Source organism: Altericroceibacterium xinjiangense, assembly GCF_003958635.1.
Lineage (GTDB): Bacteria > Pseudomonadota > Alphaproteobacteria > Sphingomonadales > Sphingomonadaceae > Altericroceibacterium_A > Altericroceibacterium_A xinjiangense.
In genome coordinates, this window is the sequence record NZ_RSEK01000005.1 from 1 (window position 1) to 20,439 (window position 20,439).

15 protein-coding genes are annotated in these 20,439 nt (G+C 64.5%); 5 read left to right on the forward strand and 10 right to left on the reverse strand.

Annotated features, from left to right (window positions below; genetic code table 11):
* The coding region (locus ELY13_RS07060) for a transposase (protein WP_164549734.1) at positions 1–251 on the forward strand (251 nt) is incomplete at its 5' end.
* A 160-nt stretch (positions 252–411) separates the two neighbouring features.
* On the opposite strand, the gene fcl is transcribed toward ELY13_RS07060, so the two are convergent.
* From fcl to ELY13_RS07090, 6 genes are all read right to left on the reverse strand, one after another.
* On the reverse strand, positions 412–1,368 hold the full coding sequence (gene fcl / locus ELY13_RS07065) for a GDP-L-fucose synthase (protein WP_277600644.1): 957 nt from the start codon (positions 1,366–1,368) through the stop codon (positions 412–414).
* 479 nt (positions 1,369–1,847) lie between these two features.
* Positions 1,848–3,074, reverse strand: coding sequence for a glycosyltransferase family 4 protein (locus ELY13_RS07070; protein ID WP_164549735.1), 1,227 nt, complete (start codon positions 3,072–3,074; stop codon positions 1,848–1,850).
* A gap of 88 nt (positions 3,075–3,162) precedes the next feature.
* Positions 3,163–4,236, reverse strand: coding sequence for a GDP-mannose 4,6-dehydratase (gene gmd / locus ELY13_RS07075; RefSeq protein ID WP_126173204.1), 1,074 nt, complete (start codon positions 4,234–4,236; stop codon positions 3,163–3,165).
* Positions 4,237–4,392: 156 nt separating this feature from the next.
* Positions 4,393–4,950: an LptA/OstA family protein gene (locus tag ELY13_RS07080; protein WP_126173431.1), complete on the reverse strand. Its 558-nt coding sequence runs from the start codon at positions 4,948–4,950 to the stop codon at positions 4,393–4,395.
* 41 nt (positions 4,951–4,991) lie between these two features.
* On the reverse strand, positions 4,992–5,636 hold the full coding sequence (locus ELY13_RS07085) for an LPS export ABC transporter periplasmic protein LptC (RefSeq protein ID WP_126173205.1): 645 nt from the start codon (positions 5,634–5,636) through the stop codon (positions 4,992–4,994).
* A gap of 26 nt (positions 5,637–5,662) precedes the next feature.
* Positions 5,663–6,280 (reverse strand): ribonuclease D, encoded by a 618-nt coding sequence (locus ELY13_RS07090; protein WP_126173206.1) that lies wholly within the window; start codon positions 6,278–6,280, stop codon positions 5,663–5,665.
* Between the two features lie 80 nt (positions 6,281–6,360).
* Between ELY13_RS07090 and ELY13_RS07095 the strand changes: the two genes are divergently transcribed.
* Both ELY13_RS07095 and ELY13_RS07100 read left to right on the forward strand, forming a co-directional pair.
* A complete protein-coding gene (locus ELY13_RS07095; RefSeq protein WP_126173207.1) occupies positions 6,361–7,041 on the forward strand; it encodes a uracil-DNA glycosylase in 681 nt (226 codons plus the stop codon).
* A gap of 66 nt (positions 7,042–7,107) precedes the next feature.
* Positions 7,108–7,632, forward strand: coding sequence for a MarR family winged helix-turn-helix transcriptional regulator (locus tag ELY13_RS07100; RefSeq protein WP_126173208.1), 525 nt, complete (start codon positions 7,108–7,110; stop codon positions 7,630–7,632).
* Between the two features lie 44 nt (positions 7,633–7,676).
* On the opposite strand, the gene ELY13_RS07105 is transcribed toward ELY13_RS07100, so the two are convergent.
* From ELY13_RS07105 to ELY13_RS07120, 4 genes are all read right to left on the reverse strand, one after another.
* Complete coding sequence (locus ELY13_RS07105) at positions 7,677–8,624, reverse strand: 1-phosphofructokinase family hexose kinase (RefSeq protein ID WP_126173209.1); 948 nt, start codon at positions 8,622–8,624, stop codon at positions 7,677–7,679.
* Positions 8,625–8,653: 29 nt separating this feature from the next.
* On the reverse strand, positions 8,654–10,090 hold the full coding sequence (locus ELY13_RS07110; protein WP_126173210.1) for a glutamate synthase subunit beta: 1,437 nt from the start codon (positions 10,088–10,090) through the stop codon (positions 8,654–8,656).
* An 11-nt stretch (positions 10,091–10,101) separates the two neighbouring features.
* Complete coding sequence (gene gltB / locus ELY13_RS07115) at positions 10,102–14,745, reverse strand: glutamate synthase large subunit (protein ID WP_241233587.1); 4,644 nt, start codon at positions 14,743–14,745, stop codon at positions 10,102–10,104.
* A gap of 200 nt (positions 14,746–14,945) precedes the next feature.
* Positions 14,946–16,181 (reverse strand): polyhydroxyalkanoate depolymerase, encoded by a 1,236-nt coding sequence (locus tag ELY13_RS07120; RefSeq protein WP_126173212.1) that lies wholly within the window; start codon positions 16,179–16,181, stop codon positions 14,946–14,948.
* A 156-nt stretch (positions 16,182–16,337) separates the two neighbouring features.
* Between ELY13_RS07120 and ELY13_RS07125 the strand changes: the two genes are divergently transcribed.
* Both ELY13_RS07125 and ELY13_RS07130 read left to right on the forward strand, forming a co-directional pair.
* The gene (locus ELY13_RS07125) at positions 16,338–18,125 is read left to right on the forward strand and encodes an ABC transporter transmembrane domain-containing protein (protein ID WP_126173213.1); all 1,788 of its coding nucleotides are present in this window, start codon (positions 16,338–16,340) and stop codon (positions 18,123–18,125) included.
* A 145-nt stretch (positions 18,126–18,270) separates the two neighbouring features.
* On the forward strand, positions 18,271–20,388 hold the full coding sequence (locus ELY13_RS07130) for a M13 family metallopeptidase (protein WP_126173214.1): 2,118 nt from the start codon (positions 18,271–18,273) through the stop codon (positions 20,386–20,388).
* Positions 20,389–20,439: the final 51 nt, after the last annotated feature.

Here is a 20,439-nt window from a genome sequence, read left to right on the forward strand (position 1 = left end):
ATCGAGGCTACGACGCCGCCTGGTTCCGCAAGGCGCTTGCAGACCGCAGCATCACCGCCTGCATCCCATCAAAGAAGAACCGAAAGGTCCAGATCCAGCACGACTCTGTGCTTTATCGCCAGCGGCACAAGATCGAGAATATGCTCGGCAGGCTTAAAGACTGGCGTCGCATACACACTCGCTACGACAGATGTGCCCATACCTTCATGTCCGCCATCTGCATCGCTGCAACCGTCATCTTCTGGCTATGATCAATGAGTCCTGAGCTTAGGTCGGCAGCAAAGGCGAGAGGTTTTTCGATGTGTCCATGTGGCTTGTGGGGCTACCCGGAGGACCTCATGTCCGCACGTCGCCAGGTTCTCGGCCATCGTGGACGTGTACGGCCGATACCGACCGGCTAGCGTTTGTAGTTCAGACCGACGATGTCGACCCTGCTTGTCCCGCGGCGTCCAAGAAGTGCGCGTAAGTCTGCGTGATACCCTGCCGCAAGTCGATACGGGGTGTCCAGCCCATCGCCGCAAGGCGCGAACTGTCCATGAGCTTACGCGGGGTGCCGTCCGGCTTGGAAAAATCCTTTTCGACCTGCCCTTCGAAGCCGACCACCTCGTTGACGAGTTCGACGAGTTCGAGAATGGAGACGTCGCTGCCATAACCGACGTTGACGTGCTGGTGGCCCGAATAGGTCTTCAGCAGGTGAATGCAGGCGTCAGCAAGATCGTCGACGTGCAGGAACTCCCGCTTTGGCGATCCGGTGCCCCAGACAGTGATGCTCTCGCTGCTCGCAAGCTTGGCTTCATGAGCCTTGCGGATCAGGGCAGGCATGACGTGGCTAGACTGGAGATCGAAGTTGTCGCCGGGCCCGTAAAGGTTCGTCGGCATCGCGGAGATGTAATCGCACCCATACTGGTGGCGGTAGGCTTGGCACAGCTTGATCCCGGCGATCTTGGCGATCGCGTACCATTCGTTGGTTGGCTCCAGCGGGCCCGTTAGCAGGGAATCCTCGGCAATCGGTTGATCGGCGAACTTGGGGTAGATGCACGAGGAGCCGAGGAACAGCAGCTTTTCGACCTGGGCTTGTCGTGACGCTTCGATCACGTTCGCCTCGATCATCAGGTTGTCGTAAAGGAATTCGGCCGGATAGCGGTCATTGGCAAGAATTCCGCCGACTTTTGCCGCGGCCAGAACCGTGACGTCAGGTCGGTTCTGCTCGAACCAGCCGCGCACGTCCTGCTGTTCGCGCAGGTCGACCGACCGGTCGGCCGTCAGGATTTCGGAACCCTCCGACTGGAGACGGCGCACGATCGCCGAACCAACCATGCCGCGATGACCCGCGACGTAAACTCGTTTTCCAGTAAGGGAGAAGGTCACTGCCGTCTTTACTCCGCGTTTATTGTTTGAGTGGAATGCCGGTTGGGTCGTTCAGCAGAATTCGCGTGAGGCGCAATTTGGTAAAGCAAACGGGTCGGTCCACCCCTGCCGTGCAGGTCGACAAAGCGCCTCCACTCGTTGGCGTGGACCTTCTTGTCCTGCCGCAATCTCAGCCGAAGCTTTTCCATGCGGGAGAGAACCTCGTCAACCGTCATCCCCGGGACGCCTTGCTTCTGCGCCCGCAAGCCGTAACCGAGATGGCTGTAGATGTGCTTGAAGCTCGTCCGATCTTGCCCAGCTTTTCTTCCGCTGCTGCGGGGTACGGCTTCGCCCCTTCCATCGGTGGAACCGTCATCCATGAGGAAGAGATTCTCCGACTTGAAGTGTGTATGTGTGTCCGCGCAAGGTCTCCAGGCAGGCAAGCATCAGGTCCCCGCGGCTGAAGCAGGTCACCAGCTCCGCGATCTGAACTTCTCCGCTCATGCCGCGCATTCCTTCTCGATCTCGGTTAGCGGGCCAGCGTGATCGTTGCGAGTCACATTCGCCACGTCCGCGGGAGCCTTTCGGCCGAGACCCGCCCGGCCTGTGGGAAAGATGCCGCAAGCAATCGCCAGTCGAGACATGTCACACCAGCTCCCCTCCCAGTCCAAGGATGCGGTTCGCGCAGCAGGCATCCCACGGAAGCTTCTTGATGCGCTCATACCCGTGGCCCGAAGCGCCTCTGTCCTCTCGAGCAACAACGCGACCTTTTCGATCGCCGCGCGCAACGCCTCAACAAAACCGTCTGGCGCCAGCTCCGCAGCATCGCCGCACACTTCGGGGATCGAACTCGTATTCACCGACACGACGGGGCAGCCGCTGGCCATTGCCTCCAGCGGAGGAATTCCGAAACTTTCGTTGAGCGAGGGGTACACAAACACCGCCGCACCTGCATTAAGCCGCTGCAGTTCCTCGTCGCTCGGCACGACATGGTGGACGTGCGCCTCCAGTCCGGATGCGGCGATGCGTTCCTGCTCCGCAGGACCGAACGGCCCGCCGCCCGCCGCGATCAGGTCAAACCCATCCCGCAGCATCAGTGATCCGGCATAGGCATCGAACAGGCCGCCGAAATTGTTGTAACCGGCCCGGTGCCCGACGTAGAGCAGGTAGGGCCGACCATGCTGCCGGGGCGAGGATCCGTCGGCATCCGGACGATCGACGCCGAGATGGGTGACTTGCGCGCGAGATTCCGCGTGCGGAAAGAAGCGGATGAGATCGCTGCGGGTGTTTTCCGATACGCACAGGATCAGGTCCGCGCGATTGACAGCAGCCGCCTTGCGCACCCGCGTGTCGTCGTTCGGCCGGATATTCTCCGGAAACAGCTCGCGGATCATGTTGTGCACGGTCAGCACGCGCCGCGCGGCTTTGGGAGCCGGCGAGCGAACCGCGTAGTAGCTTTCATGAACAACATCGGGCCGAACGGCCCTAATCAGCAGGAGCGATGCCGCGCTGGACGCCTTGGCCGCGACCCGCATCGCGCCGCGAAAACGCGGTAGCGCAATTCCGATCCGCATGCTGGCGGGCACGCCCTCCACGTGAAGGTTGACGTGCAGCGGTGCAACGATCCGCGGAAGGCAGCTATGGTCCGCGAGAAGCGGCGCGACCATCGAAATGTAACGGGAGATGCCTCCCCGCCGCTGCTCGACGAAGGTCTGATAATCGAACACGACACGCAGCGGCTTGCGGTCGCTTTCGGGAGCCGCGCCTTCTAGAGTTATGGGGCCCGCCGAAGCGGGCCCGACAGAACTTCTGCCTTCATGCATCCTTGCCGATGGAAGCGTTTTTCATCACTTCCATGTCGGCCGCCACCATTTCACGGGCAAGCTCGCGCACCGACGTGTCATGCGACCAGCCGAGCCGCTCCTTCGCCTTGGTCGGATCGCCGATCAGCAGGTCGACTTCGGTCGGACGGAAGTAGCGCGGATCGATTTCGATCAGGCACTTGCCAGTGGCCTGGCAGTATCCCTTTTCGTTCACACCGTCACCGCGGAATTCCACCGGCACTCCCGCATCCTCGAAGGCCCAGCGCACGAATTCGCGCACTTCGGTGGTTTCGCCGGTCGCAAGAACGTAATCGTCCGGCTCGTCCTGCTGCAGCATCAGCCACATGCCGCGGACGTATTCGCGAGCATGGCCCCAGTCGCGCTTGGCGTCCAGGTTGCCGAGGTGCAGCTTCTCCTGCCGGCCGAGCTTGATTGCTGCGGCAGCGCGCGTGATCTTGCGGGTAACGAACGTCTCGCCGCGCAGCGGGCTTTCGTGATTGAACAGGATCCCGTTCGAAGCATGAATGCCGTAGGCTTCGCGATAGTTCACCACGATCCAGTACCCGTACATCTTCGCCGCGCCATAAGGCGAGCGGGGGTAAAACGGAGTGGTCTCGCGCTGCGGGACTTCCTGGACGAGCCCGTACAGCTCCGACGTGGACGCCTGATAGAACCGCGTCGTCTTTTCCATCCCGAGGATGCGAATGGCTTCCAGCAGGCGAAGCGTGCCGATGCCGTCGGCGTTCGCCGTGTATTCCGGCGTCTCGAAGCTCACCGCAACGTGGCTTTGCGCCGCGAGGTTGTAGATTTCCGTCGGCTTGGTTTCCTGAACCACCCGGATCAGGTTGGTCGAGTCCGTCAGGTCGCCATAATGCAGGTGAAACCGGGCGCCCGGGGTATGCGGATCCTGATACATATCTTCGATCCGGCCGGTGTTGAAGGAGGAGGAACGGCGCTTGATGCCGTGAACCTCATATCCCTTTTCGAGCAGGAGCTGGGCCAGATAAGCCCCGTCTTGCCCGGTAATCCCCGTGATGAGTGCGCACTTGCGCGAATTATTCGACATGCTTGGAAGGCCTTGCTCAACCATGTTGCAGCTGCGAAGATGATAGCGATTTCCGACCCGTTGGCAAGATTCTGCGACCAAATCCTTTTGCGGCCCATCCCGCAGGGCTGGGTGCAGCAATTTTACTTTGGTTTATTCTCGCTTACGCCCTTCCGGTTATTCCGGAACGCGGAAAGTACCTGTCACCCGGCCACCGGCATTTCCGCCTCCCGGAGCGCCCTCGACCACCGCGGACTGGCCATCGACCGTTGATCGCCCGGTCCCCAGGTTGATGGTCAAGCGTCCACCGTTCAGCGTATCGGTGCCCCGGCGCAAGCGAACGCCGCCCGACATCACGATCACCCGGCGCTCGAAGTCATAGACTGCCGCGGCTCCTTGCGCCGTTTCGTCTCCCCGGGTTACCACGACGCCGCCGACCGCGTCGATGCGCTGAATCTGCAGGCCGCCGGTATCGGTATAGGCGACCACCATCCGCTGGGCCGTCAGCCGCAGATCGCCTTGCGTGATCACAACGCCGCCCGTCAGGGTAAGACGGTTCTGCCTGTCCTGCAGTTCAATGCGGTCCGCCGCATAGTTCACCGGCTGGTTCGAATTGAACCCGGCAATCGATTGTGCCCCCGCCAACGAGCCGAATCCAGCGCTGGCGACGGCGCCGGCAAGCAGGCCGGCCAAAAGGCCGCGCGCGGCAAGGCGGGAAAGCGGGCTGCGGGTCATGTGTCCGTGAGATAGGGACGCGCGCCGGGAATTGCCACTCATTACGGCCTCCGCAACTGGGCTGGAATCATGCGCATCCGCGCGTCCCCTTCCAGCACGATGGTCCGCTCGGCAAGATCGGCCCTCATGGTGTCGGCCCGAAAAGTGCCCGCCGGGATTTCCCCTTCGACCGTGCCGTTGCCGAACAGCGTCTTTTCGGCCAGATCGGCGACCACGTTGCGCGCGGTCATCCGGTACCCGTCCGCCGCCATGAAGCGAACGATCCCGTCGACCTTCACCTCGTTCTGACGAGTGTTGTAGAGGCCCGCGTTCGCGCTGAGCACCGCAGGACCTTCCGGCAGAAGGATGCGCGCGACAAGTTCGCGCAGCCGGACGACGGGATCGGCAGCGCTCGGCTGGACCGCTTCACCGGCCCGAAGCGAAAACGGCCGGCCTTTCGCATCTTCCCCGCGGTACATCGCGTCCGCCACTCGGAATCGGTTGTCGGCCGTGGCCACCTTGTTGCGGTCGAGCAGGAAGCTCACTTCCCCGCGCGGGCTGAGCGGCGTGATGATCATGAAGGCCGTGACGACGCCGACCAGCGCCGGCAGTCCGATCGCCAGCCAGCGAACAATCCGGTCGTGCGTGCCCCCGGGCGCGGCGAAGGCGCGACGGCGGTTTCGGATTCGGTCGGCTCTGGCGGTCATTGTCCTGCACTTTTGGCCGCCACGGCTTACTCGTGGCTGAAGATGTCCTTGTCGCCCCAGCCGGCGATATCCAGGCGGGCACGGGCAGGAAGGAAATCGAAACAGGCCTGTGCCAGTTCCGTGCGATCTTCCCTTTCCAGCCGCTGCACGAAAATTTCGTGCAGCCTGTGCAGGAAACGCACGTCGGAAGCGGCATAATCCCGCTGCGCCTCGCTGAGTTCCGGTCCGCCCCAGTCGCTCGACTGCTGCTGCTTGGAAATTTCCGCACCCAGCATCTCGTTGACCAGGTTCTTCAGCCCGTGCCGGTCGGTGTAGGTGCGGGTCAGCTTGCTGGCGATCTTGGTGCAGAACACCGGGGCCGCAGTGACGCCGAGGTAGTATTCGATCGCCGCAAGATCGAAGCGGGCGAAGTGAAACAACTTCAGCCGCGCAGGATCGGCCAGCACGGCCTTCAGGTTCGGCGCGTCGAACGCGCTGCCGACCGCAAAGCGGACGAGATGCTCATCCCCTTTGCCATCGGAAATCTGGACGAGGCACAGCCGGTCGCGCGGGGTGACAAGCCCCATCGCTTCGGTATCGACTGCCACCGGGCCGGGGGCGAGCACGCCTTCCGGCAAATCTTCTTCATGGAAATATACGGCCATCGCCGGGCGCCTTAGGCGCATTGGGGGCAGAGGGAAAGGGCCGCTGGCACAAGGGTCCATTCCCCGCTAGCCATGCCTGCATGGCAAGCGAGGCGATCCCCCCTTCCTGGCGCCCGGCGCTGGAACCGGTGCTGACCAGCCCGGAAAGCCGCAAGCTGGGCGGCTGGCTGGCGCAGGAAGAAGGCGCGGGCAAGGCGGTCTACCCGCCGCGCGGGCAGCGCCTGCGCGCGCTGGAACTGACCCCCCTTGAGGAAGTCAGGGTCGTAATCCTGGGGCAGGATCCATACCACGGACCCGGACAAGCGCACGGTCTGGCCTTTTCCGTGCCCGAAGGAATTCGCGTGCCCCCTTCGCTGGTCAACATCTACAAGGAACTGGAAAGCGACCTCGGCATCGGGCGGCGCGACCACGGCAACCTGGAACGCTGGGCCCAGCACGGTGTGCTGCTGCTCAACAACTCGCTCACGGTCGAGGCGGGAAAAGCGGGTTCGCACGCTGGACGCGGCTGGGACGCAATCACCGATGCGGCGATTGCCGCCGTGGCCGCGCGCCCCGATCCCACGGTATTCATCCTGTGGGGCAACCACGCGCGCAAGAAGGCGGACCGCGTACCCGAACTGCGGGAAAGCGCTCGGCACCTCGTACTGGCGTCGGCTCACCCAAGTCCGCTTTCGGCCCGCACGGGCTTTTTCGGTTCACGTCCGTTCAGCGCAGCCAATGCCTTTCTGAAAAGCCACGGCCGCGGGACGATCGACTGGTAGCTCGTTGTGGGGGCTGACCTGCCCCGGGACAGTTGCAAAGCCGCACCGTTTCTGGGACGGAATGCCATGGCCGCAGAGACGCCCTCAAAGACAATACCTTCCGAAAAGGTGTCCCCTGGGAAGACAGCCGGTGCCGATGCAGGGGCCCGTCTCGACTGGGGCGTCCTTGCGCACTCGATCGGCCCGCGCGTTCGCCTGCTGCGCAACGCGCTCAGCGCTCGCTCAATGGCGGCACTGACGGACTTCGGCCTGCCGACCGGGTCGCACACGGTTCTGGCGCTGATGTCGGCCAATCCCGGATCGTCCCAGACGCAGCTCGCGGACAAGGCGGGCCTGACCAAGTCCGCTCTGGTGGGGATCGTCGATGAACTGGAGCGGCGCGGTCTCGCCGCGCGCGACCGGTCTTCGCGGGACCGGCGGCGGAACAGGTTGACCCTGACGCCTGAGGGACAGGACCAGCTCGCCAGGATGTTCGCCGCCGCTTCCGCACAGGAAGGCCCGATTCAGGTGGCCCTGGGCGAGGAAGACGTCGCCTCGCTGCTTGCCCTGCTCGACCGCGCAATCGAAGCGATCGAGCAGGACGAGGCCTAGAGCCGGTTTAGCGGCTGCCTTGCGACGGCGGCGGTACGGTAAATTCAGACCCCGTCGACGCCCGGCGCTTCCAGGTACCGGGCGTACAAGCGTTCGATGTCGGCCGGTTGGCACAAGTCGGTGCCGGGAGAAAGCACTGCCGCGCTACCGGCAGCCATGCCATAGCGGAACGCCTCGCGCGGCGCATCGCCGCTGGCGAGCCGGTACAGCATCGCGGCCAGGAAGCTGTCGCCGGCCCCGGTGGCGCTTTTCGCTTCCACCCGAATGGCGGGCAGGAAGAAACTGTCGGAAGCGGAGACGAGCATGCCCCCTTCGTCGCCCATGGTGACCGCGACGATCTCCGCCTGACCTGCCTTGATGATGGCACGGGCGGCATCCCGGATGTCCGCATGATCGCGCAGTTCGCGCCCGGCCAGCGCGCTCAGTTCGCCCTGGCTCGGCTTGACGAGATAGATCCCGCCCCCAGCCAATCCTTCCCGCAAAGGCTCACGCGAACTGTCGAGCACGGTGCGGATGCCTTGTTCGGCCACCATTCGCGTGATCGTGGCGTAGAAGTCCCTCGGCGTGCCAGGCGGCAGCGAACCGCTGAGGACGAGATACTCGCAATCCAGCTGGCGCAGAGCGGCAAGGCACGTCTCGCACTCTTCCGCCGTAACCGTCGGCCCCGGGGGCACGAACCGGTATTCGAGGCCCGTCGTGTGCTCGATGATGTTGGCGTTGATTCGGGTGCTGCCGGAAATGCGGATCGGGTGCCGTTCGAAACACCGCAGGTTCAGCAAGCTGTCGAGCAGCACCCCCGCAGGCCCGCCGGCGAGATAGTAGCACTCCGCTATCCCGCCGAGCCGTCCGAATACCCGGGCGACGTTGATCCCGCCGCCGCCCGGATCGTAGTGTTCGCTGTCCGTGCGGTTCTTGTGCGTCGGAACGATCCTCTCGACCTCGTAAGCGACGTCGATTGTCGGATTCATCGTCAGCGTGGCGATCTTCACCATTAGCGCTCGTCTCCCGTCCAGCTACCGCGTCAGCGCGGAAGCTGGCTCGCTCCCATCAGCGCCTCGTCGACCGCGCGCGCACATTGCCGGCCTTCGCGAATCGCCCAGACGATCAGGCTCTGGCCCCGGCGCATGTCGCCGCAGGCAAAGATCGCCTCCTGGCTCGTGCGGTAGCTTTCCGTGTCGGCATCGATGTTGCCGCGGTCCGTCAGGTCGACGCCGGCCTGCTCGATCAGCCCGGCCTTGCGCGGGCCGGTGAAGCCCATCGCCAGCAGGATCAGGTCAGCCGGGAGAACGAACTCGCTGCCCGCAATCTCCTGCATCTGTCCATCGACCCATTCCACGCGCACGCACCGGAGCCCGGTGACCTTGCCGTCTTCCCCGACCACATCCTTGGTCAGCACGGCCCAGTCGCGCACCGCGCCTTCTTCGTGGCTCGAGGACGTGCGCAGCTTCATCGGCCAGTTCGGCCACGTCAGCTTCTTGTCTTCCCTTTGCGGCGGCTTGGGCATGATCTCGATCTGGGTCACGCTTTTTGCGCCCTGCCGGTTGGCCGTGCCGACGCAGTCGGAACCGGTATCGCCGCCGCCGATGACGATCACGTCCTTGCCAGTGGCGATCAGCGTGCCGCGCGGGGCGGCGCGCTGTTCGTCATCCCCGGCGTTGCGCTTGTTCTGCTGGGTCAGGAACTCCATCGCCATCCGCACGCCCGAAAGCTCGGCCCCCGGGATGTTGAGCCCGCGCGGTTGCTCGGCCCCGCCCGCCATCACTACCGCATCGAAGTTTTCCTTCAGCGACTTGATGGAGACATCCACGCCGACTTCGGTCGAGGTGCGGAACGCGACGCCTTCGGCTTCCATCTGCACCGCGCGGCGATTGATCAGGTGCTTTTCCAGCTTGAAGTCGGGAATGCCGTAGCGCAGCAAGCCGCCGACCCGGTCCGACTTCTCGAACACCGTCACCGAATGACCGGCGCGCGCCAGCTGCTGGGCACACGCGAGCCCCGCAGGGCCGGAACCGATCACGGCCACGCTCTTGCCCGACTTCTTTTCCGGCGGCTGCGGCTCGATCCAGCCTTCTTTCCAGCCCTTGTCCGCGATCGCGCCCTCGATCGACTTGATCGTTACCGGCTTGTCGATGATGTTCAGCGTGCAAGCCGCTTCGCACGGCGCGGGGCAGACCCGGCCGGTGAACTCAGGGAAGTTGTTGGTGGACAGGAGGTTGTCCAGCGCGTCCTTCCAGTCCGCCTCATAGACGAGGTGGTTCCAATCGGGGATCATGTTGTTCACCGGACAGCCGTTGTGGCAGTACGGAATCCCGCAGTTCATGCAGCGCGCCGCCTGGTTGCGCAGCTTGTCGTCGGGAATCGGCAGCGCGAATTCCCGATAGTGGCTGATCCGTTCCTTCGGATCCGCGTAGGTGCGATCTTCCCGGTCGATCTCCAGGAATCCGGTTTCCTTGCCCATCTTCTTAACCCTTATTCGGCTGCCAGCGAGGCAGCCTCTTCCCGCTCGGCTTCCATCTGCTGCAAGGCACGCGCATAATCGCGCGGCATCACCTTGACGAACTTGCGGAGGCTGGTGTCCCAATCGTCGAGCAGCATCGCGGCGCGCGGCGATCCGGTGTGCAGCTTGTGCCGCTCCACCAGGATGCGCAGCCGCTCGGCGTCGTGCCGCAGCATGTCGCCCATGCCGTTGTCCCACACGCCCGGCGCGCGCTGCTGCGGATAGCCGGTACCTTCGTCCTCGTCCGGAGCTGCGGCGACGGGTTCGAGGTCGACCATCTCGAGGTTGCAACGCTCACGGAACGAGCCGTCCTCGTCATAGACGTAGGCAATGCCGCCCGACATCCCGGCCGCGAAGTTGCGCCCGGTCTTGCCCAGCACGGCAACGACGCCGCCGGTCATGTACTCGCAGCCATGGTCGCCCGTCCCTTCGACTACGGCAACCGCGCCCGAGTTGCGGACCGCGAACCGTTCTCCGGCAACGCCGTTGAAGAACGCTTCGCCCGCGATCGCGCCGTACAGCACGGTGTTGCCGACGATGATGTTCTGGGTCGGATCCCGGTCGACGCCTTCCGGCTGGCGCACGATCACCCGCCCACCGGACAAGCCCTTTGCGACATAGTCGTTCGCGTCCCCGACGAGGTCGAGCGTGACCCCGTGCGCCAGCCAGGCGCCGAAGCTCTGGCCCGCGACGCCGGTGAAGTTCACCCGCAGTTGCTCCGGCGCGAGCCCGGAATGACCGTATGCCTTGGCGATCTCGCCCGAAAGCATCGCGCCGACCGTGCGGTGAACGTTGCGGATTTCGCGGTCGAGCACCAGCGATTGGCCGCTCTCGATCGACGGGATCGAGGCTGCGATCAGTTCGACGTCCAGCGCCGCACCCAGACCGTGATCCTGCTCTTCGGTGTGGAACAGGGCCTTGCCCTCCACCGGGGGGACCTGGTGCAGGAGGCGGGAAAGATCCACCCCTTGCGCCTTCCAGTGGTTCAGGGCGGGACGCATGTCGATCCGGTCGACCCGGCCAATCATTTCCTCAACGGTGCGGAAGCCCATTTCAGCCATGATCTGCCGCAGTTCCTCGGCCACGAAGAAGAAGTAGTTGATCACGTCTTCGGGCGTGCCGGTGAAGCGCTTGCGCAGCTCCGGATTCTGGGTCGCGATGCCGACCGGGCAGGTGTTGAGATGGCACTTGCGCATCATGATGCACCCGGCCGCGATCAGCGGCGCCGTGGCGAAGCCGAATTCGTCCGCGCCCAACAGCGCGCCGATCGCAACGTCGCGCCCGGTGCGTAGGCCGCCATCGACCTGCACCGCGATGCGGCTGCGCAAGTCGTTGAGCAGCAGGGTCTGCTGGGTCTCGGCCAGGCCGATTTCCCACGGAGAGCCGGCATGGGTCAGGCTGGTCAGCGGCGAAGCGCCGGTCCCGCCTTCATAGCCCGAAATCGTCACGTGGTCAGCACGCGCCTTCGAAACGCCCGCGGCAACCGTGCCGACCCCAACTTCGGAGACGAGCTTGACCGAAATCCGCGCCACCGGGTTCACGTTCTTCAGGTCGTGGATCAGCTGCGCCAGATCCTCGATCGAGTAGATGTCGTGGTGCGGCGGCGGGCTGATCAGGCCGACGCCCGGCGTCGAATGACGCACGGCGGCGATGTTCTTGTCCACCTTATGGCCGGGAAGCTGGCCGCCTTCGCCCGGCTTCGCGCCCTGCGCCATCTTGATCTGGATGTCATCGGAATTGACCAAGTATTCGGTCGTCACGCCGAACCGGCCGGAGGCGACCTGCTTGATCCGGCTGCGCATCGAATCGCCGTTGGGCATCGGCACGAAGCGATCGGCTTCTTCCCCGCCCTCACCGGTGTTCGAACGGCCGCCGATCCGGTTCATCGCGATGGCGAGCGTGGTGTGCGCCTCCCGGCTGATCGAGCCGAAGCTCATCGCGCCGGTGGAGAAGCGCTTGACGATCTCCTCAGCCGACTCGACTTCCGACAAGTCCAGCGGTTCTGCCGCCTTCTTCAGGTCCATCAGCCCGCGGATCGTCAGCAGCCGTTCCGATTGCTCGTTGATGGCGCGCGCGAATTCCTCGTAGTTCTTCCAGTTGTTGCCACGAACGGCGTGCTGGAGATTGGCCACCGTGCTTGGTGTCCAAGCGTGATCCTCGCCCCGCAGGCGGTACTGGTAGATACCCCCGACATCGAGCATGTTCTTGTAGATCGGGTTCTCGCCATAAGCGCTCGCGTGGCGGCGTACGGCCTCCTGCGCGACTTCCAGCAGCCCGACACCCTCGATCGTCGTTGCTGTACCGGTGAAGTACTTCTCCACGAACGCGCTCGACAGACCGACCGCGTCGAAGATCTGCGCCCCGCAATAGGATTGGTAGGTGGAGATGCCCATCTTGGACATGACCTTGCGGATGCCCTTGCCGATGGCCTTGACGTAGTTCTTCTCGACCGTCTTCGGCTCGACTTCCGGGAACTTGTCCCGGCGGATCTCTTCCATCGTCTCGAACGCGAGATAGGGGTTCACCGCTTCCGCGCCATAACCGGCCAGAACGCAGAAGTGGTGCACCTCGCGCGCCTCGCCGGTCTCGACCACGAGGCCGGTCTGCATTCTCAGCCCCTGGCGGACCAGGTGATGGTGCACCGCGGCCGTCGCCAGCAAGGCAGGCATCGGGATACGGCCGCTGTTCTGCACCCGGTCCGACAGGATCAGGATGTTGCGGTCCTGCAGCACGGCCTCGGTCGCGGCCCAGCACATTTCCTTGATCGCCATTTCAAGGCCTTCGGCCCCGCTGGCGGCATCCCAGGTCATGTCGATGGTCGCGGTACGGAACGCGCCGTCGAGCACCGTCTCGACCGAGCGGATCTTCTCCAGATCCTTGTTGGTCAGGATCGGCTGCTCCACTTCAAGCCGCTTGTGCGTGCCGGCATCGTGGCCCAGCAGGTTCGGACGCGGCCCGATCATCGAGGTCAGGCTCATCACCAGTTCCTCTCGGATCGGGTCGATCGGCGGATTGGTGACCTGCGCGAAGTTCTGCTTGAAGTAATCGTACAGCAGGCGCGAACGGCTGGAGAGGACCGCGATCGGCGAATCCGTACCCATCGACCCGATCGGATCATCCCCGTTGATCGCCATCGGCTCCAGGAACCGGACGACGTCCTCTTGCGTGTAGCCGAACGCCTGCTGCCGGTTGAGCAGGCTTTCCTCCGGTGCGCGCACGGCTTCCTGGTCGGTCTCGATCGCTTCAAGGTCCTGCAGCTTGTACTGCGCCTGGTCGAGCCACTTCCCGTACGGCTTCGCGTTGGCGAGATCGGCCTTCAGCTCCTCGTCCTCGATGATGCGGCCCTGCTCAAGGTCGAGCAGCAGCATCTTGCCGGGCTGGAGCCGCCACTTGCGGACGATGTCCTGCTCCTTGAACGGCAGGACGCCGCTTTCGGAAGCCATGTAGACCAGATCACCCCTGGTCTCGCACCAGCGTGCAGGACGCAGGCCGTTGCGGTCCAGCGTGCCGCCGATCTGCCGCCCATCGGTGAAGGCGACTGCCGCCGGGCCGTCCCACGGCTCCATCAGCGCAGCGTGATATTCGTAGAACGCCTTGCGCGCCGGATCCATCAGCGGGTTGCCCGCCCAGGCTTCCGGGATCAGCATCATCATGGCGTGCGCAAGCGAATAGCCGCCGGCGATCAGCAGCTCGAGCGCGTTGTCGAGGCACGCCGTGTCCGATTGCCCGTGCGGGATGATCGGCCACATCTTGTCGAGATCGGACCCGAGAAGATCGGACTCCATCGTGCGGCGGCGGGCGTTCATCCAGTTCACGTTGCCGCGAACCGTGTTGATTTCCCCGTTGTGGGCAATGAACCGGAACGGCTGCGCCAGCTTCCAGCTCGGGAACGTGTTCGTCGAAAACCGCTGGTGCACCAGACCGAGCGCGGACACGCAGTCTTCATCGCGCAAGTCGTCGTAGAAGCTACCGACCTGGTTCGCCAGCAGCAGCCCCTTGTAGACCACCGTCCGGCTGGAGAAGCTCGGCATGTAGAGCTTGGCGATGTCCGGCATGCCGTGCTTGGCGGCGATATCCTGCAGCGGGTTCTGGATCTGCTTGCGGATCGCCAGGATCTTGCGTTCGAACGCGTCCTGATCGGCGCAGTTTTCCCCCCGCGCGACGAAACACTGGCGGATCAGCGGCATCGAGGCGAGCACGGCCTTGCCAAGACCGGCCTCGGTGGTCGGCACGTCGCGCCAGCCGATCAGGCGCTGACCTTCCTTGGCGATGTACTTTTCGAATTGCTCGACCACGAAACGGCAGGCTTCCCGGCTTTGCGGCAGGAAGCACATCGCCACAGCGTAATCGCCCGCCGGCGGCAGGTCGATGCCTTCGGCCTCGGCCCACTTGCGGTACAGCGCATCGGGGATCTGCATCAGGATGCCGGCGCCGTCGCCCAGCAGCGGATCCGCGCCGACCGCGCCGCGGTGATCGAGGTTGGCCAGGATCTCCAGCGCCTGGGTCACGATCGCGTGGCTTTTCTCACCCTTGATGTGGGCGACAAAGCCCACGCCGCATGCGTCGTGTTCGTTGCGCGGATCGTAAAGGCCCTGGGCCGGCGGTAGATCGGTCAACTCATTCATCCTGTTCCGGACCGGGCAAGACGGGCGCCCCACCGCCGATTCGGCAATGAAGCGCGACTCACCCCGGCAGGGTGTTCTCTAAAATGTCGCGAGCGCCCCCAATGACGATCAGAACGTCGTATTGCAAGAGACTCGTCCCCGGCAGGAACCTTCAGTGCCTTGCCGGGTTTGGAGCCCTTCGTTCGATCGGATCAGGCGCGGCCGGTGCCGGGATGGGCCCTGATCCACGCCTCGACGACCGGGGCGATCCGGTGGCGCCACTTGCTGCCGTTGAATATTCCATAGTGGCCCACATCGGCCGCAAGGTGATACTTCTTCTTGTCCTCGGGCAAGCTGGGCGCGAGATCGAGCGCGGCCCGGGTCTGCCCGATGCCGGAGATGTCGTCCCGCTCACCCTCGATCGCCAGCAGCGCCGTATCCCGGATTGCCGTGGGGTCGATAGCCTTGCCGCGATGGACGAATTTGCCTCGCGGCAGGGAGTGCCGCTGGAACACTTCCTCGATCGTCTGGAGGTAGAACTCGGCCGTCATGTCGCAGACCGAGAGATACTCGTCATAGAACCGCTTCGTCGCCGCCGCGCTCTCCTGATCGCCAAGGGTGAGATGCTTGAACATCTCGTAATGGCTCATCACGTGGCTTTCGAGGTTCATCGAGATGAAGCCCGCCAGTTGCAGGAACCCCGGGTAGACCAGCCGCCCGGCGCCCGGATGGTTGATCGGCACGGTGGCAGTCACGTTGTTCCGGAACCACGACAGCGGCTTCTGCATCGCCACGTCGTTGACGGAGGTCGGGCTCGCCCGCGTGTCGATCGGCCCCCCCATCATCGCCAGCGTCGCCGGGCGGCAGGGATTGCCTTCCGCCCCCATGATCGCGGCCGCGGCGAATGCGGGCACCGACGGCTGGCACACCGCCAGCATGTGCGTCGACGGGCCGAGGAATTCGAGGAATTCCATCAGGTAATCGATGTAATCGTCCAGATTGAAGTGCCCCTCGCTCAACGGCACCATCTTCGCGTCGGCCCAGTCGGTGATCCACACGTCCTGATTTTCGACCATCCGGCCCACGGTTCCCCGCAGCAATGTGGCGTAGTGCCCGCTCATCGGTGCGACGATCAGCAGCTTGGGCGCATCTTCCGGCAAGCCTTCGCGCCGGAAGCGCCGCAATCCGCCGAACGGCTTTTCCAGTACGACTTCCTCCCGGACGGAGTGGCTTTTGCCGTCCACTTCCACGCTGTGGATGTTGAAGGTCGGCTTGCCGCGATCGCCGTAGAGATGAGCGAAGACCTGCAGCGCGCTGGCGACCGCCGGGCCCATTCCGAAATAGCCGATCGGCAAGCTGGGATTGGACAGGAGTTCGGCCCCCACCTCTGCCCAGGCGCTGGCGCTGGCCATCAGGGAGCGGTTGAACTCATAGGCATCGTAAAGCATGTGTCGTTCCCGTCTGGGGCCGGTTGCGGCCCATGACCTTCACCCTCATGTGCGATGCGAAAGCCGGTGTTGCAATGCAATAACCAACGGGCCAACCCGCCGATCGTGCCATGAAGCGCTTCAATCCGTTGACGAGATGGTCTAACGGCCCGCCGCATGGCTCGCTCTTCTACGCGCCCGCATGTGCAGCCGGCAGACAATCTTGGTCCGCTCCGGATGATCTTCCATGCGGCTTCGCGCTATCCCGGGCGAATGGCCCTTGCGCTGATCGCGCTGACGGTGACGGCGGCGGCGACGCTGGCGATCCCTTCAGGCTTTCGGCTGATCATCGACCAGGGCTTTGCCACCGGCGTGGATCCGGAAGCGATCGGCCGCTGGTTCCGCTACTTGTTCCTGATCGTGCTGGTCCTGGCGATCGGCACCGCATGCCGGTACTACTTCGTCAGCTGGCTGGGGGAACGGGTGGTCGCGGATATCCGCGTGACCGTGCAGCGCAACCTGCTGCGCTTGTCGCCCGGCTTCTTCGAAGAGAACTCCCCCGGCGAGATATCCTCGCGGATGACGGCCGACACCGCGCAGATCGAGCACGTCGTGGGCACGACGATCTCCGTCGCGCTGCGCAACGCGCTGATGGCGATCGGCGGGACAGCCTACCTGTTCTATCTCGCCCCCAGCCTTACCGGGTTGCTGGTGATTGCCATTCCGCTGGTGCTGCTGCCGATCGTGTGGTTCGGGCGCAAGGTGCGCAGCGTCTCGCGCGATAGCCAGGACCGGATCGCCGATGTCGGCGCGATGGTGTCCGAAGTGCTCGGCGCGATGAAGATCGTCCAGGCCTTCAACCAGGAAGATCGCGAACGGGATCGCTTCGCCGCCGCGGTGGAAGCTAGCTTCGACACCGCCCGCCGCCGGATCCTGCTGCGGGCGCTGATGACCGGGATCGTCATCACCTTCATTTTCGGCGCGATCACCGCGCTGCTCTGGCGCGGCGCGATCCAGGTGGCCGAAGGCACCCTGAGCGGCGGCACTATCGCCGCCTTCGTGCTGACGGGCGTGCTGGTGGCCGGCGCGTTCGGCTCCCTTGCCGAAGTCTACGGCGACTTGCTGCGCGGCGCGGGAGCGGCCAGCCGGCTGAACGAGCTGCTGAAGGAACACCCCGCCGTCGCTCCGCCCGTCGATCCGCGGCCGTTGCCGCAGCCCGTGCGCGGCGCGCTCGCCTTCCGCGACATCACCTTCCGCTATCCCACCCGGCCCGAACAAGCGGCCGTCACCGATCTCACCTTGCAGATCGAACCGGGAGAGACCGTGGCGATCGTCGGGCCTTCCGGGGCGGGCAAGTCCACCTTGTTCCAGCTGGCCGAGCGCTTCTACGATCCCCAGGCCGGCGTGGTGGAGATCGACGGCATTCCGCTGATCCACGCCGACCCCGCCGACGTTCGCCAGCGGATTGCGTTCGTGCCGCAGGAAGGCATCCTGTTTGCCGCCAGCGCGCGCGACAACCTGCGCTACGGCAACTGGGCGGCAAGCGACGACGCCATCTGGCAAGCCGCCCGCGATGCCAACGCGGAGCAATTCCTGAAGGGCCTGCCGCAAGGGCTTGATACCTATCTGGGCGAAGGCGGGGCTCGGCTTTCGGGCGGACAGCGTCAGCGGCTCGCGATTGCACGTGCCTTGCTGCGCGACGCGCCGATCCTGCTGCTGGACGAAGCCACCAGCGCGCTCGATGCCGAAAGCGAGCGGCTGGTGCAGGACGCGCTCGACCGCCTGATGCAGGACCGCACCACGCTGGTCATCGCCCACCGCCTCGCTACCGTGCGCGCCGCGGACCGGATCGTGGTGATGGACGACGGGCGGATCGTCGAACAAGGCCGCCATGCGGATCTTGCCGCAGCCGGTGGGCTCTATGCCCGCCTGGCGGCGCTGCAGTTCGATACCCTCGCCGCATGAAATGGTTACTCAGCGCCGATTAATCGATAAGGTATCATATGAAACCGATGAGCGGCGTCCGGCCGCGCCTCGGTTGCGCTAAGTCTACGTCCGGCGCCCCCCTGAGCCCGCAGACGCCAAAGTCCCGAATTTGAAAGGCTGCCCGATGATCAAGCACCTCCTTGCCGCCGGAATCTCCGCCGCGGCCCTTGGCCTTGCCACTCCGGCCCTCGCACAAGCGGCCAGCGAAACCCCTCTTCCGCAGATGAGCTACGGCACCTGGGGGGTCGATCCTTCTACCCTCGATCCCGCCGCGGATCCGGGGGAGGACTTCTTCGCCTACGTGAACCAGAAGTGGGTCGACGCCAATCCGATCCCGCCGGAATTCTCCCGCTACGGCGCGTTCAACGCGCTGGGCGAAAAGTCGAAGAACGACGTCAAGGCGCTGGTCGATGAACTGGCCGCCAATCCGCCGGCTGCGGGAACCGGGGAACGCCGGATTCTCGACGCCTACAATGCCTTCCTGAACACCGGTGCAATCGACGACGCCGGTCTTGCCCCGGCGCAGCCCTATCTCCAGCAGATCTACGGCGCGCGAGATCTGGGCGATCTGACCGAATTGTTCGCCAAGCCTGGCTATCCCAGCCTCGTCGGCGCAGGCGTCACGGTCGATCAGAAGGACCCGAACAGCTACATCGTCGGCGTCGGCTTTGACGGTCTCGGCCTGCCGGACCGCGATTACTACCTCGCGGATAATGAGCGGAACCGCGAGATCCAGCAGGCCTACAAGGGCTATCTGGCCTTCCTGCTCGGCAAGGCCGGGTACCAGGACCCGCAGGCGGCCGCTGCATCGGTCTATGCCTTCGAACACCGCGTGGCGGAGCTTGAATGGGCGCGGACCGTGCTGCGCAACCGTGACCTCACTTACAACAAGCTGAGCCGGGATGAACTCGCCGCGCTCGCTCCGGAGTTCCCGGTTGCGCGCCTGCTGACCGCGGGCGGCTTTGGCGACCAGCCCCAGTTCCTCGTCCGGCAGCTGCCCCCCACGGCGGACGAAGTGAAAACTCTGGGTCTCGACGCCGCAACCCTGTCGCAGATCGGCGGCGGCTTGCCCGCGATGATGGAGCTGCTGGCCGACACCCCGCTTGCCACGGTCAAGGCCTTCATGGCCGCGCAGTTCCTCTCCAGCCATTCTGCGGTCCTGCCGAGCGACATCGATGAGGCGAACTTTGCCCTCTACGGCAAGCTGCTGAACGGGCAGGAAGTGCAGCAGCCCCGCTGGAAACGCGCGATCGCCGCCACCGAAAGCCAGCTGGGCGAAGTCGTCGGCAAGGCTTATGCGGAACGGTATTTCCCGGCTGAGAGCAAATCGGCAATGACCGATCTCGTGGCCAACCTGCGCAAGGCAATGGCCGCCAGCATCGGCGAAAATGAGTGGATGACGCCTGCGACGAAGGAACAGGCGCTTGCCAAACTGAACGCCTTCACCCCGAAGATCGGCTATCCCGATGAGTTCGAAACATACGAAGGCCTGACGGTTGCCGCCAACGATCCGCTGGGCAATCGGCTTGCGGCGGCGGCCTGGGAACAGCAGGACGCCCTGAGCAAGCTCGGCGGGCCGGTCGACAAGACAGAGTGGGGCATGCTGCCGCAGACCGTGAACGCCTATTACAACCCGGTGTTCAACGAGATCGTCTTTCCCGCCGCGATCCTCCAGCCGCCCTTCTTCAACATCTCCGCCGACCCGGCGGTGAACTACGGCGCGATCGGCGGTGTCATCGGCCATGAGATGGGTCACGGCTTTGACGATCAAGGCGCAAAATCGGACGCCAGCGGCACGCTGCGCAACTGGTGGGCGCCGCAGGATCTGGCGCAGTTCACCAAGCTGGGTGACCAGCTGGTCGCGCAGTACGGGGAGTATTGCCCGTATGATGATGGCAAGACGTGCGTGAACGGCCGTCTGACGCTGGGCGAGAACATCGGTGATATCGGCGGTCTCAGCCTGGCCTACCGCGCCTACCGCATGTCGCTGAACGGCCAGGAAGCCCCCGTGATCGACGGCCTGACCGGAGACCAGCGGTTCTTCATCGCCTGGGCCCAAGTCTGGCGCTCCGCCCAGCGCGAAGCGGCAGCCCGCCAGCGGCTGATTGTCGATCCGCACTCCCCGGAGGAATTCCGGGTCAACGGCGCGGTCCGCAACCAGGATGCCTGGTACAAGGCGTTCAACGTCACCCGCGACGATGCCCTGTACCTCCCACCGGAGGAGCGCGTGCACATCTGGTAAGCGGATTTTACGATCGGGCGGAGCGGGCGCAGCTTGACTTGCGCGCCGGCT